Origin of the sequence: Pseudomonas sp. NFX224, assembly GCF_048565165.1 — a bacterium.
In the GTDB taxonomy this organism is placed as follows: Bacteria; Pseudomonadota; Gammaproteobacteria; order Pseudomonadales; family Pseudomonadaceae; genus Aquipseudomonas.
In genome coordinates this window covers 1,721,186-1,735,174 of record NZ_CP183416.1, presented here as the reverse complement: position 1 = coordinate 1,735,174, position 13,989 = coordinate 1,721,186, and the positions used below count along the sequence as shown (strand labels likewise).

Below are 13,989 nucleotides of genomic sequence, written 5' to 3'. Positions count from 1 at the left end.
CGGGGCCGGCCGTCTTATATAGATGCAGCAAGACTAGTGCGCGGACCCGAGGTCGACAAATTCTAAATACTGAAGGTGGCGTTCGATTAAATAGATGGCTTGCGTCCGCCATGGGGTTGTTCCCGGGCGACGGTGAGAAACGGGTCGACCAAGGCCGGGCGCGCCGTGCCGCGACGCCAGGCCAGGCCGACGTCTAGGGTCTGGCTCAGGTCAGCAATGGGCCGCGCTTCGATGATGTCTCCCTCCAGTGACCATGGGCGATAGGTCATGTCCGGTTGGATCGAAACGCCCAGGCCGGCGGCAACCAGGCTTCGCACCGCTTCGGTCGAGGCGGTGCGCAAGGTGATGCGCGGTTGCAGCGAGGCCGCCGTCCACATGCGCTGGGCGTTGCGGTCCATTTCATCGACATTCAGCTGAATCAGCGGCTCGCGGGCCACATCAGCGAGGTTGATGCTGTCGTGTTCCAGCAACGGATGCTGGGCCGGCAGCCATAGCCGGTGGGGCGAATGGGTCAGCACTTCGGTTTGCAAGGCGTGACGGTCTTCCAGGTTGGAAAGGATCAGCACGCCCACATCGATCTCGCCGCTGACCAGCAAATGCTCGATGTACGGGCGCTCATCTTCCATCACGCGGATTTCGACGTTGGGATAAGCGCGCTGGAAGCGCGTGAGCAAATCCGCCAGGTAATAACCGGCCACCAGGCTGGTCACCCCGATGATCAACTGCCCGGCGACCTGATCGGTGCTTTGTTGCAGGCTGCGTTTGGCGTTGTCCACGGTGGCCAGAATCAAGTGCGCCTGGCGCAGAAACTGGTGACCCTGGTGGGTCAGGGTCATGCCCTTGGCATGGCGGTTGAACAGGCTGACGCCGATCTCTTCTTCCAGTTGCTGGATCGCCAGGGTCAGGGTTGATTGGGAAATGAACGCGGTTTGCGCGGCGGCAGAAATCGAGCCGGTCTCGGCCACAGCAATGAAATGACGGATCTGACGCAAGGTCATCATTGGAAAGTACCCGGTGGGCGGTTTTTCTAGAATTGTTCGAGTGTATATCTTTTTTTCTCATGGATACCGGCAGGCTGGCACACTGCGAAGAACTTCGCCGACGGCCTAACCTATTTCGATTTTTCGCCGACACTCCTTATCAGGCATGAGCCTTTTCAATGGAGGTGTCGAAATGAATGTCAGGAAGATGTCGGTCGGGTTGGGGGTGTTGTGGAGTCTGAGCGGGAGTTGTTTTGCATCTACTCCAATGTCTATCCATTTTCAGGGCGCCATCGTGGAGGCACCCTGCGTCGTGTCTGATACGGCCAACGGTCTTGCATTGAATGGCTGCCCGGCCCTGGCGCGCGGCGTTGGCGTCGAAGTGCAAAGCGTGGAGCCGGTGGGTTCGGTCAGCTCGCTCGACTCGACAGTCCATCAAATCCAGCTGCTGGTTGAGAGCTCTGAGGGCCGGGGGATGTTCGCCCGGCAATACGTATTGCTGGACGCCGCCAATCAACCGGTGCGCTCGGGAAATTACCGGGTGACGCTGACTTACCCCTGACGACCGATATCGGCCGAACAGCAACATCTGGAAGCACACCCGCCGGGGATCACCGGGCACTTTCGATCTAGGCTGATGGCCTTAGTGTCCGGTTGAACCCTTTTTTGGAGGCGGAAAAATGAACACCCGTGGATTGCTCGATCAGTTGCTCAAATCGGGCCAGGACATGTTGCAGAACAAGGCCGGCGGGACGCAGAACAAATCCGCTGCCGGCGGGCTCGGCGGTTTGCTCGGTGGCAGTGGCGGCTCGGGCGGCCTCGGCAGCCTGCTCTCTGGTGCTGGCGGGGGTGCTTTGGCTGCGGGAGCGATGGGCCTGCTGCTGGGCAGCAAGAAGGCGCGCAAGGTTGGCGGCAAGGTCGCGGTCTATGGCGGCCTGGCCGCTTTGGGCGTGATTGCCTACAAAGCCTACGGCAACTGGCAGGCGCAGCAAGGCAGTGCACCGAAGACAGAACCACATACCCTCGACCGCTTGCCGGCGGCTCAAGTCGAGCAGCACAGCCAGGCGATTCTCAAGGCGCTGGTGGCGGCGGCCAAGGCTGACGGGCACATCGACGAGCGCGAACGCGAGCTGATCGAGGGTGAATTCACCAAGCTCGACAACGATCAGGAACTGCAACACTGGCTGCACGCCGAACTCAACAAGCCGCTGGACCCGAGCGATGTCGCCCGCGCCGCCAGGACCCCGGAAATGGCTGCCGAGATGTACATCGCCAGTGTGATGCTGGTGGATGAAGAGAGCTTCATGGAGAAGTCCTACCTCGACGAACTGGCTCGCCAGCTCAAGCTTGAGCCGGGATTGAAGGCGGAGTTGGAGAAGCAGGTTCGTCAGGCTTCCACGTAGATCCTGAACAGGTCGTAGCCTGCGGCAGCTCCTGCATTGGATCGGTGTCCATTTGCAGGAGCTGCCGCAGGCTGCGATCTTTTGATCTCTTGAGCAGTACTCTATTCCTCAATGACCATTCCACGGCCCCTTTCTGCCGAATCACCCCTAACCCCCGACACCCCAATTAACGGAAAGTCCCCACCCAGAGCCCATCCCGGCTTTTTCCGGCGAGATGAGAAGTGGTGCGAAACCGTCTTATAAATGAAACAGCGCCCTCGGCTATACTCCCCGCATTTCGAAATGCTCCCGAGGACTGACTGTGAAGAACTGGACGTTGCGCCAACGCATTTTGGCGAGCTTTGCGGTAATTATCGCCATCATGTTGCTGATGGTGGTCGTCTCGTATTCCCGGCTGCTGAAGATCGAAAGCAGCGAAGCCAGCGTGCGTGATGACGCTTTGCCAGGCCTGTATTACAGCTCGATGATTCGTGGGGCGTGGTCCGACAGTTATATGCGCATTCAGGCCATGCTCGGGATGGAGGAAGGGCAGGGCTTTACCGCCGAAGATGCGGCGAACTTCAAGGGCTACGCCGAGCGGTTGAAGGAGCAGATGGACCTCTACCGTGGAACGATTACCGACGATGAAGACCGGGTCGAGTACGCCGCGTTCGAACAACTTCATGCGGACTACCATCGGATCCTGGCCGCGGTAATCGAGTTGTATAAACGCAACCAGAACGCCGAAGCCGTCAACCTGTTTAACGCTGAACTGACGCCCGCCTGGACAGCGGGTCGAGTAAAGGTCAATGACATCCTGCGTCACAACAAGTCTGTGGCGGACGCGGACATCGCGGCCATTGACGATGCGGTGCTCACCGCCAAAGTCATCATGGGCATTTCCCTGGTGATCGCAGTGCTGGCCGCCGCCCTCTGTGGCCTGTTGCTGATGCGCGCGATCATGGCGCCGATGAACCGCATCGTGAGTATTCTGGAAATCATGCGCACCGGTGACCTCAGCGGTCGCCTGAACCTTGAGCGCAAGGACGAGTTCGGTGCCGTGGAAACCGGCTTCAACGACATGATGGCCGAGCTGACCTCGCTGGTGTCCCAGGCGCAGCGTTCGTCGGTGCAGGTCACCACGTCGGTCACCGAGATTGCCGCCACTTCCAAGCAACAGCAGGCCACCGCCACTGAAACCGCCGCCACCACCACTGAAATCGGCGCGACTTCCCGTGAAATCGCCGCGACTTCCCGTGATCTGGTGCGCACCATGACCGAAGTGTCCACCGCAGCCGATCAGGCCTCGGTGGCCGCCGGTTCCGGCCAGCAAGGCCTGGCACGCATGGAAGAAACCATGCACTCGGTGATGGGCGCAGCAGATCTGGTCAACGCCAAACTGGCGATCCTCAACGAGAAGGCCGGCAACATCAATCAGGTGGTGGTGACGATCGTCAAGGTCGCCGACCAGACCAACCTGTTGTCGCTCAACGCCGCCATCGAGGCCGAGAAGGCCGGTGAATACGGTCGCGGTTTCGCCGTGGTCGCCACCGAAGTGCGGCGTCTGGCGGATCAGACGGCTGTCGCGACCTACGACATCGAGCAGATGGTGCGTGAGATTCAATCGGCGGTGTCGGCCGGTGTGATGGGCATGGACAAGTTCTCCGAAGAAGTGCGTCGCGGCATGTCCGAAGTGCAGCAGGTGGGCGAGCAACTGTCGCAAATCATCCATCAAGTGCAGGCGCTGGCGCCGCGGGTGTTGATGGTCAACGAAGGCATGCAGGCTCAGGCCACCGGCGCCGAGCAGATCAACCACGCGCTGGTGCAATTGGGCGATGCCAGCAGCCAGACCGTCGAATCCCTGCGCCAGGCCAGTTTTGCCATCGACGAACTGAGCCAGGTGGCCGTCGGGCTGCGCAGCGGCGTTTCGCGATTCAAAGTCTGATGAGCGAACTCACGGCCAAACGCACTGCCGTGAAGCAGGCGTTGCACGCGTTGTTTCTGGTGTTCCGCATCGGCAGCGAGCGCTATGCCTTGCAGGCCATCGACGTGGTGGAAGTGCTGCCGCGCCTGCCATTGAAACCCATCGCCCACGCGCCACACTGGGTCGCCGGGGTGTTTGCCTATCGCGGTGCGGTGGTGCCGGTGATCGACCTCAGTGCGCTGACCTTCGGTACTGCGGCGCAGGCGCGCACCAGTACACGGCTGGTGCTGGTGCATTACCGCCCGGATGAATGCGCTCCGGCGAAATGGCTCGGGCTGATTCTGGAGCAGGCCACTGACACCTTGCGTTGCAACCCGGCGGATTTTCAGCCCTATGGCCTGGATAATCGCCAGGCGCCCTATCTGGGGCCTGTACGTGAAGACGCGCAAGGTTTGCTGCAATGGGTACGCGTGGCCGATCTGCTGGATGAGCCGGTGCGAGCGCTGTTGTTTCCGACGCCGCCCCTGGACCTGACGTTGCTTGAGGACCGTCCATGAGCAGCGACCAGCGATTTTTCGATTTTCTCAAAGAGCGCATCGGCCTCGACGTAACCTCCGTCGGCCCGGCGATCATCGAGCGTGCGGTGCGGCAACGCAGTGCGGCGTCGGCGGCGCAGACGGCTGACGAGTACTGGTGCATTTTGCAGGGCTCCAGCGACGAGCAACAGGCGCTGATCGAAGCGGTGATCGTTCCAGAGACCTGGTTTTTCCGTTACCCGGAGTCTTTCGCCACCCTGGCGAAACTGGCGAGCAAACGGTTGGCCGACATCAACAACCTGCGCGCCCTGCGGATTCTCAGCCTGCCGTGCTCCACCGGTGAAGAGCCCTATTCGATTGCCATGGCGCTGCTGGATGCCGGGTTCAAACCGCACCAGTTCAAGGTCGAAGGCATGGACGTCAGCCCGTTGTCGGTGGAGAAAGCCCGGCGCGCGGTGTATGGCAAGAACTCTTTTCGCGGGCAGGACATCGAGTATCGCGACCGTTATTTCACGCCTGAGAATGATGGTTACCATCTCAGCGCCCGGGTGCTGGATCAAGTGCGTCTGCAAGTCGGCAATCTGCTCGATCCGACCTTGCTCGCCAACGAGCCACCCTATGATTTTGTGTTCTGCCGCAATCTGTTGATCTACTTCGATCTGGTCACACAAAAACAGGTTTTCGAAGTGCTCAAGCGCCTGACCCATGTCGACGGCGTGCTGTTTATCGGCCCGGCCGAGGGCAGCTTGCTGGGGCGATTGGGCATGCGTTCGATCGGCATCCCACAGTCCTTTGCCTTCAGCCGCCAGAGCGCTGCGGAACCTGAGCCGTTGCCGATATTCGTGCCTGCACCCTTGCCGGTGCCGCAACCGGTGCGCAATGTCGTGCCGGCGCCGGCCATCAGGCGCCCGTTCGCCAGCATTGACCGGCCTACGCAATCTGCGAAACCGGTCAACGCCGATGCCGCCACGCTGCTGGCGAACATCGCCGCGCTGGCCAATGAAGGTAAAAGTGCCGAGGCCCGCTCCGCGTGCGACAGTTACCTGCGCAGTCACGAACCGGTGGCCCAAGTGTTTTACTGGCTCGGTTTGCTCAGCGATGTCGCCGGCAGTGTCCTGGAAGCCCAGGGCTATTACCGCAAGGCGTTGTACCTCGAACCGCAACATCCCGACGCATTGATGCACCTGGCTGCCTTGCTGCAATCCCAGGGCGATACCGTCGGAGCCAGACGATTGCAGGACCGCGCCGCCCGTAGCGAGCGCACCGCTGACAGTGAGCGTAAACGATGATTGCCTCCGACACCTTTGGCGTCACCCGTGAAGATGCCCAGGCCATCGACGATTGCTGGAACCGCATCGGTATCCACGGCGACAAGTCTTGCCCGTTGCTGATCGAGCACATTCATTGCCGCAATTGCGCGGTGTATTCGGCTGCGGCGACACGCTTGCTGGATCGCTATGCCTTGCAGCAGGAAGATCGCGAACACGTGGTTGGCACGCTCGAAAGCGAGGTCAAAACCCGCTCGCTGCTGATGTTCCGCCTCGGTGAAGAATGGTTAGGTCTGGCGACGCGCAGCCTGGTGGAAGTAGCGCCGATGCAAGCCATTCACTCTTTGCCGCATCAGCGCTCCCGGGCCTTGCTCGGCGTAGCGAACGTACGCGGTGCGTTGGTGGCGTGCCTGTCGCTGGTGGAATTGCTCGGGCTTGACGGCGTCAGCAGTGTGGCGACGGGCGCGCGGGTCATGCCGCGCATGCTAATCATTGCCGCCCACGGTGGACCGGTGGTGGTGCCGGTGGACGAGGTAGACGGCATTCACGCCATCGACGAGCGCCTGCTCGAAGCCGCTTCGACATCCGGCGATCAGGCCAATGCCAAATACACCCGAGGCGTGTTGCAATTCAGAGGTCGCAGTCTGCGTTGGCTGGATGAAGAACAGCTGCTGTCTGCCGTGACCCGGAGCCTCACATGACCCCCGAGCAAATGCGCGATGCCTCTTTGCTTGAACTGTTCAGCCTGGAAGCCGAGGCCCAGACCCAGGTATTGAGCGCAGGTCTGTTGGCGCTGGAGCGTGACCCGACCCTGGCCGATCAACTTGAATCGTGCATGCGTGCGGCGCACTCGCTCAAGGGCGCCGCACGAATCGTCGGGGTCGATGCCGGGGTCAGTGTTGCCCACGTCATGGAAGATTGCCTGGTCAGTGCCCAGGAAGGGCGGCTGTACCTGCGCCCCGAACATATAGATGCGTTGCTGCAGGGCACGGATCTGCTGATGCGCATCGCCACCCCCGGCAGCGCGCCGGCGCCTGCTGATATTGAAGCTTATGTCGGGTTGATGGCGCGTTTGCTCGATCCGGCCGCTGCCGTCGCACCGACTATGGCGCCGATCGCTCCGGTCATGGCCGAGCTTCAGCTCGAAGCACCCGTGGCAAAGATTGAAATCCCGGAGCCGGTCATCGAAGCGCCACCGGCCGCCCCGAAAAAGACCAAACGCGCCACTGAGAACGGCGAGCGCGTGCTGCGGGTGACCGCCGAACGCCTGAACAGCCTGCTGGATCTGTCAAGCAAGTCGCTGGTGGAAACCCTGCGGCTCAAACCTCACCTGGCCACCATGCAGCGCCTTAAGCGCATGCAGGACAACGGCCTGCGAGCGCTGGAGAACCTCAACGTCCATCTCAAGGACCATGCCCTGAGCCTCGAAGCCCAGGAAGCCCTGGAGGATGCCCGTCGATTACTGGCCGAATCCCAGCAGTTGCTGGTGGAAAAAAACGCTGAACTGGATGAGTTCGCCTGGCAGGCCAGCCAGCGTGCACAGGTGTTGTACGACACGGCACTGGCCTGTCGCATGCGCCCATTCGCCGATGTGTTGACCGGTCAGGTGCGCATGGTTCGCGACTTGGGCCGCAGTCTTGGCAAGCAGGTGCGACTGGAGATCGAAGGTGAGAAAACCCAGGTCGACCGCGATGTATTGGAAAAACTCGAAGCGCCACTGACGCACCTGCTGCGCAATGCCGTGGACCACGGCATCGAAACCCCGGAGCAACGGTTGTTGGCCGGCAAACCGGAGGAAGGCCTGATCCGTCTGCGCGCCTCCCATCAGGCCGGGTTGCTGGTTTTGGAGCTGAGCGATGACGGCAATGGCGTGGATCTGGAGAAGGTCCGCCGCAGCATCATCGAACGCCAGTTGTCCCCGGCCGAAACCGCCGCGCAGTTGAGTGAAGAAGAGCTGCTGACGTTCCTGTTCCTGCCGGGTTTCAGCCTGCGCGACACCGTCACCGAAGTTTCCGGACGCGGAGTCGGTCTGGATGCGGTGCAGCACATGGTCCGCCAGTTGCGCGGGGCGGTGGTGCTGGAGCAGACGGCGGGTGAGGGCAGTCGCTTCCATCTTGAGGTGCCGTTGACCCTGTCGGTGGTGCGCAGTCTGGTGGTGGACGTCGGCGACGAAGCCTATGCCTTCCCGCTGGCGCATATCGAACGCATGTGCGATCTGGAGCCGGCGGACATCGTGCAGGTCGAGGGCCGGCAGCACTTCTGGCATGAAGGCCGGCATGTCGGGCTGGTGGCGGCGAGTCAATTGCTGCAACGTCCGGCGAGCCAGGGCAGTCAGCAGACCCTCAAAGTCGTGGTCATCCGCGAGCGCGATACGATTTATGGGGTGGCGGTCGAGCGCTTCATCGGCGAGCGCACGCTGGTCGTGTTGCCGCTGGATGAGCGCTTGGGCAAGGTCCAGGACATTTCCGCCGGGGCCTTGCTCGACGACGGTTCGGTGGTGTTGATCGTCGACGTCGAGGACATGCTGCGTTCCGTGGATAAACTGCTCAACACCGGGCGTCTGGAACGTATCGCGCGCCACAGCAACCAGGCGGCCGAAGCGGCCCGCAAGCGGATTCTGGTGGTCGACGATTCTCTGACCGTTCGCGAACTGCAACGCAAACTGCTGCTCAATCGTGGTTATGACGTGGCCGTCGCAGTCGACGGCATGGACGGCTGGAACGCCCTGCGTTCGGAGGATTTCGATCTGCTGATCACCGACATTGATATGCCGCGCATGGACGGTATCGAGCTAGTGACTTTGTTGCGCCGGGACAACCGCCTGCAATCGCTGCCGGTGATGGTGGTGTCCTACAAGGATCGCGAAGAGGACCGTCGTCGTGGACTGGACGCAGGAGCCGACTATTATCTAGCCAAAGCCAGTTTTCATGACGATGCCCTGCTCGATGCAGTGGTTGAGCTCATAGGAGGAGCGCGGGCATGAAAATCGCCATCGTCAACGACATGCCCATGGCTGTGGAAGCCTTGCGCCGGGCCTTGGCTTTCGAGCCGGCGCACCAGGTGATCTGGGTCGCAGGCAATGGCAAGGAAGCGGTACAGAAGTGTGCCGAGCAGACACCCGACCTGATCCTGATGGACCTGATCATGCCGGTGATGGACGGGGTGGAGGCCACTCGACGGATCATGGCCGAAACGCCCTGCGCCATCGTCATCGTCACGGTCGATCGCCAGCAGAACGTACACCGGGTGTTCGAAGCCATGGGCCACGGCGCGCTGGACGTGGTCGACACCCCGGCCCTCGGTGCCGGCAATGCCCAGGAAGCGGCGGCGCCGTTGCTGCGCAAGATTCTGAACATCGGCTGGCTGATCGGCGACAAGGGCAGCCGCGAGCGATCCGCACCAAGCCCGGCACGCAGTTCGGGCTCGCGCCAGAGCCTGATCGCCATTGGTTCGTCCGCAGGCGGGCCGGCGGCGCTGGAAGTCTTGCTCAAGGGGCTGCCACGGAACTTTTCCCCGGCCATCGTGCTGGTGCAGCACGTTGACCAGGTGTTCGCCGCCGGCATGGCCGAATGGCTCGCCAGCGCCAGCGGCCTCAACGTTCGCCTGGCTCAGGAGGGCGAACCACCGCAAAGCGGCACCGTCCTGCTGGCTGGCACCAATCACCATATTCGCTTGTTGAAAAACGGCACGCTGGCCTACACCGCCGAACCGGTCAACGAAATTTATCGGCCCTCGATCGATGTTTTTTTCGAAAGCGTGGCCAATTACTGGAATGGCGATGCGGTAGGCGTTTTGCTCACTGGCATGGGCCGTGATGGCGCGCAGGGACTTAAACTCATGCGTCGGCAGGGCTACCTGACCATCGCACAAGACCAAAACAGCAGTGCGGTGTACGGCATGCCCAAGGCGGCCGCGGCCATCGATGCCGCCGTGGAAATACGTCCGCTGGACAAGATAGCGCCACGATTGCTGGAGATTTTTCCAAAATGACTACCCTAAGCAGCAATCCTGGTCCCGGTAGTATTCAGGTGAAAGCACATGAATGAATTACAGCTCGACGCCTTCAAGACGGACGAAAATGCCGCCATGGTGTTGTTGGTCGACGATCAGGCGATGATCGGTGAGGCGGTGCGACGCGGGTTGTCGAACGAAGAAAACATCGACTTCCATTTCTGCGCCGACCCGCACCAGGCCATTGCCCATGCAGTGCGCATCAAGCCGACGGTGATCCTGCAGGATCTGGTCATGCCCGGCCTTGACGGCCTGAGCCTGGTGCGCGAATACCGCAATCATCCGGCGACCAAGGACATTCCGATCATCGTCCTGTCGACCAAGGAAGACCCGCTGATCAAGAGCGCGGCGTTCGCGGCCGGGGCCAACGATTACCTGGTCAAGCTGCCGGACAACATCGAACTGGTTGCGCGGATTCGCTATCACTCGCGCTCCTACATGATGTTGCTGCAGCGTGACGCGGCGTACCGCGCGTTGCGGGTCAGCCAGCAGCAGTTGCTCGACACCAACCTGGTGCTGCAACGGCTGATGAACTCCGACGGCCTGACCGGGCTGTCGAACCGCCGGCATTTCGACGAGTACATGGAACTGGAATGGCGCCGCGCACTGCGTGAACAGAGCCAATTGTCGTTGCTGATGATCGACGTGGACTACTTCAAGACCTACAACGACACCTTCGGCCACCTGGAAGGCGACGAAGCCCTGCGCAAGGTCGCTGCGGCCATCCGTGACGCCAGCGCCCGGCCTTCGGACCTGCCGGCCCGTTACGGCGGTGAAGAATTCGCCCTGGTCCTGCCCAGCACCTCCCAGGGCGGCGCGCGACTGATGGCGGAAAAGCTGCGCATGACCGTGGAAGCCCTGAAAATTCCGCACATTTCCCCGGCCGAGGGCGCGAGCCTGACCATCAGCATCGGCCTGTCGACCATTACCCCGCAAACGGGCAGCAATTGCCGTGACTTGATTTCGGCGGCGGACAAGGGCCTGTATCTGGCGAAGCACAATGGGCGTAATCAGGTGGGGATCGGGTAAACGCATCGACTCCTACAGGGGCTTGCCTTTTCAGCCAAGCGGACTGCCGTTACAGGCTGTTTGCCGTTATACTCGCCGGCTTTCAAAAGTTCGCCAACGAGTGCTGCCCGCCATGGAAATCAACCCGATCCTTAACACCATCAAGGACCTGTCCGAGCGCTCCGAAACTATTCGGGGGTATCTTTGACTACGATCAAAAGCATGAGCGTCTGACTGAAGTCAATCGCGAGCTTGAAGATCCGAGTGTCTGGAACAAGCCTGAATACGCCCAGGAGCTGGGCCGCGAGCGCTCTGCGCTGGCGCAGATCGTCGAAACCCTCGACGAGCTGAACACCGGTCTGGCCGATTGCCGCGACCTGCTGGACATGGCCGTCGAAGAGAACGACGAAGGCGCAGTGAGCGATGTCGTCGCGGAACTGGCCCGTCTCGAGGAAAATCTGGCCAAACTGGAATTCCGTCGCATGTTCAGCCACGAAATGGACCCGAACAACGCGTACCTGGACATCCAGGCCGGTTCTGGCGGCACCGAAGCCCAGGACTGGGCCAACATCCTGTTGCGCATGTACCTGCGCTGGGCTGACAAACGCGGTTTTGACGCGACCATCATGGAACTGTCGGCCGGTGAAGTCGCCGGGATCAAGGGTGCTACCGTGCACATCAAGGGCGAATACGCCTTTGGCTGGCTGCGTACCGAGATCGGCGTCCACCGTCTGGTGCGCAAGAGCCCGTTCGACTCCGGCAACCGTCGCCACACCTCTTTCTCGGCGGTGTTCGTTTCCCCCGAGATCGATGACAAGGTGGAAATCGAAATCAACCCGGCAGACCTGCGGATCGACACCTATCGTTCCTCCGGTGCCGGTGGTCAGCACGTAAACACCACCGACTCGGCCGTACGTATCACCCACGTACCGACCAACACCGTGGTCAGCTGCCAGAACGAACGTTCCCAGCACGCGAACAAGGACACCGCCATGAAAATGCTGCGGGCCAAGTTGTACGAGCAGGAAATGCAGAAGCGCAACGCCGCGTCCCAGGCGCTGGAAGACACCAAGTCGGATATCGGCTGGGGTCATCAGATTCGTTCGTATGTGCTGGATGCCTCGCGGATCAAGGATCTGCGCACCAACATCGAACGCAGCGACTGCGACAAGGTGCTCGATGGCGACATCGACGAATACCTGGAAGCCAGCCTGAAATCCGGGCTGTAAGTTACTGACACACCGCGATCCCCTGTAGGAGCCGGCTTGCCGGCGATCCCCGGCCGCAGGCCGGGGACAACGAACCAGATGGAATATTTAAAGACATGAGCGACCTAGAACTCGACCCGCAAGCCCTGCAACAGGAAGAAAACTCCCTGATCGCCCTGCGCAAGGAAAAGCTTGCTGCCGAGCGCGCCAAGGGCAATGCCTTCCCGAACGACTTCCGCCGCGAAAACTACTGCGATGCCCTGCAGAAGCAGTACGCGGACAAGACCAAGGAAGAGCTGGCAGAGGCTGCAATCCCGGTCAAGGTTGCCGGTCGCATCATGCTCAACCGTGGCTCGTTCATGGTGATCCAGGACATGACCGGTCGCATCCAGGTCTACGTCAACCGCAAGACCCTGTCGGAAGAAACCCTGGCCGCGGTGAAAACCTGGGACATGGGCGACATCATTGCCGCCGAAGGCACCCTGGCCCGTTCCGGCAAGGGCGACCTGTACGTCGAAATGACCAGCGTGCGCCTGCTGACCAAGTCCCTGCGCCCGCTGCCGGACAAGCACCACGGCCTGACCGACACCGAACAGCGCTATCGTCAGCGCTACGTTGACCTGATCGTCAACGAAGACGTGCGCCAGACGTTCCGCGTGCGTTCGCAAGTCATCGCCCACATCCGCAGCTTCCTGATGAAGCGTGACTTCCTGGAAGTGGAAACGCCGATGCTGCAAACCATTCCGGGCGGCGCGGCAGCCAAGCCATTCGAAACTCACCACAACGCGCTGGACATGGAAATGTTCCTGCGTATCGCACCGGAGCTGTACCTCAAGCGCCTGGTGGTCGGTGGTTTCGAGAAAGTGTTCGAGATCAACCGCAACTTCCGTAACGAAGGTGTTTCGACTCGTCACAACCCTGAATTCACCATGTTGGAGTTCTACCAGGCCTACGCCGACTATGAAGACAACATGGACCTGACCGAAGAACTGTTCCGTGAGCTGGCGCAGCTGGTTCTGGGCAGCACCGACGTGCCGTACGGCGACAAGGTGTTCCATTTCGGCGAGCCGTTCGTGCGTCTGTCGGTGTTCGACTCGATCCTCAAGTACAACCCTGAGTTGACCGCTGACGACCTGAACGACATCGACAAGGCCCGCGCCATCGCCAAGAAAGCTGGCGCCAAGGTGCTGGGCTTTGAAGGCCTGGGCAAGCTGCAGGTGATGATTTTCGAAGAACTGGTCGAGCACAAGCTGGAGCAGCCGCACTTCATTACCCAGTACCCGTTCGAAGTGTCGCCGCTGGCCCGTCGCAACGACGACAACCCGAACGTCACCGACCGTTTCGAGCTGTTCATCGGCGGCCGTGAAATCGCCAACGCCTATTCCGAGTTGAACGACGCGGAAGACCAGGCCGAGCGTTTCATGGCGCAGGTGGCCGACAAGGACGCCGGCGACGACGAAGCCATGCACTACGACGCCGACTTCGTTCGCGCGCTGGAGTACGGCATGCCGCCGACGGCAGGTGAAGGCATCGGCATCGACCGTCTGGTGATGTTGCTGACCAACTCACCGTCGATCCGCGACGTGATCCTGTTCCCGCACATGCGGCCACAAGCGTAAGTGTTTTTATTAAAAAGCCGCCTTTTCAGGCGGCTTTTTATTGCCTGTCTGGT

General features: G+C 61.0%; 12 protein-coding genes. 11 read left to right on the top strand and 1 reads right to left on the bottom strand.

Translation table 11 applies throughout. The features are described 5' to 3' along the window. Positions 1–86: 86 nt before the first annotated feature. Positions 87–1,001 (bottom strand): LysR family transcriptional regulator, encoded by a 915-nt coding sequence (locus tag ACNYC6_RS07860; RefSeq protein WP_338584985.1) that lies wholly within the window; start codon positions 999–1,001, stop codon positions 87–89. A gap of 292 nt (positions 1,002–1,293) precedes the next feature. Here ACNYC6_RS07860 and ACNYC6_RS07855 point away from each other — a divergent pair, with 292 nt between their 5' ends. The 11 genes from ACNYC6_RS07855 (at position 1,294) to lysS (ending at position 13,936) form a co-directional block, all read left to right on the top strand. Then, positions 1,294–1,542 carry a hypothetical protein gene (locus ACNYC6_RS07855; protein ID WP_419711810.1) on the top strand — a complete coding sequence of 83 codons (249 nt, stop codon included), beginning with the start codon at positions 1,294–1,296 and terminating at the stop codon, positions 1,540–1,542. Between the two features lie 118 nt (positions 1,543–1,660). Beyond that, positions 1,661–2,383, top strand: a complete 723-nt coding sequence (locus tag ACNYC6_RS07850) for a tellurite resistance TerB family protein (protein WP_419711809.1) — start codon at positions 1,661–1,663, stop codon at positions 2,381–2,383. Between the two features lie 301 nt (positions 2,384–2,684). After that, a complete protein-coding gene (locus ACNYC6_RS07845) occupies positions 2,685–4,307 on the top strand; it encodes a methyl-accepting chemotaxis protein (protein WP_419711808.1) in 1,623 nt (540 codons plus the stop codon). Then, positions 4,307–4,843 (top strand): chemotaxis protein CheW, encoded by a 537-nt coding sequence (locus tag ACNYC6_RS07840; RefSeq protein WP_419711807.1) that lies wholly within the window; start codon positions 4,307–4,309, stop codon positions 4,841–4,843. Before ACNYC6_RS07845 ends, ACNYC6_RS07840 begins: the two co-directional genes overlap by 1 nt. Then, entirely contained in the window at positions 4,840–6,111 is a 1,272-nt protein-coding gene (locus tag ACNYC6_RS07835) for a CheR family methyltransferase (protein WP_419711806.1), read from the top strand. Before ACNYC6_RS07840 ends, ACNYC6_RS07835 begins: the two co-directional genes overlap by 4 nt. Beyond that, complete coding sequence (locus tag ACNYC6_RS07830; RefSeq protein ID WP_419711805.1) at positions 6,108–6,791, top strand: chemotaxis protein CheW; 684 nt, start codon at positions 6,108–6,110, stop codon at positions 6,789–6,791. Before ACNYC6_RS07835 ends, ACNYC6_RS07830 begins: the two co-directional genes overlap by 4 nt. Next, entirely contained in the window at positions 6,788–9,073 is a 2,286-nt protein-coding gene (locus ACNYC6_RS07825; protein WP_419711804.1) for a hybrid sensor histidine kinase/response regulator, read from the top strand. The genes ACNYC6_RS07830 and ACNYC6_RS07825 overlap by 4 nt, the downstream gene beginning before the upstream one ends. Then, complete coding sequence (locus ACNYC6_RS07820) at positions 9,070–10,080, top strand: chemotaxis response regulator protein-glutamate methylesterase (protein ID WP_419711803.1); 1,011 nt, start codon at positions 9,070–9,072, stop codon at positions 10,078–10,080. The genes ACNYC6_RS07825 and ACNYC6_RS07820 overlap by 4 nt, the downstream gene beginning before the upstream one ends. 48 nt (positions 10,081–10,128) lie before the next feature. Next, entirely contained in the window at positions 10,129–11,130 is a 1,002-nt protein-coding gene (locus ACNYC6_RS07815) for a diguanylate cyclase domain-containing protein (protein ID WP_419711802.1), read from the top strand. Between the two features lie 112 nt (positions 11,131–11,242). Continuing rightward, positions 11,243–12,338, top strand: a protein-coding gene (gene prfB / locus ACNYC6_RS07810) for a peptide chain release factor 2 (RefSeq protein ID WP_419711801.1) whose coding sequence is annotated in 2 segments (ribosomal slippage) — positions 11,243–11,314 and positions 11,316–12,338 — 1,095 coding nt in all. Because the reading frame shifts where the segments join, the coding sequence is not laid out codon by codon here. Between the two features lie 95 nt (positions 12,339–12,433). Next, positions 12,434–13,936 (top strand): lysine--tRNA ligase, encoded by a 1,503-nt coding sequence (gene lysS, locus ACNYC6_RS07805; RefSeq protein ID WP_150732066.1) that lies wholly within the window; start codon positions 12,434–12,436, stop codon positions 13,934–13,936. The last annotated feature ends 53 nt before the right edge of the window (positions 13,937–13,989 follow it).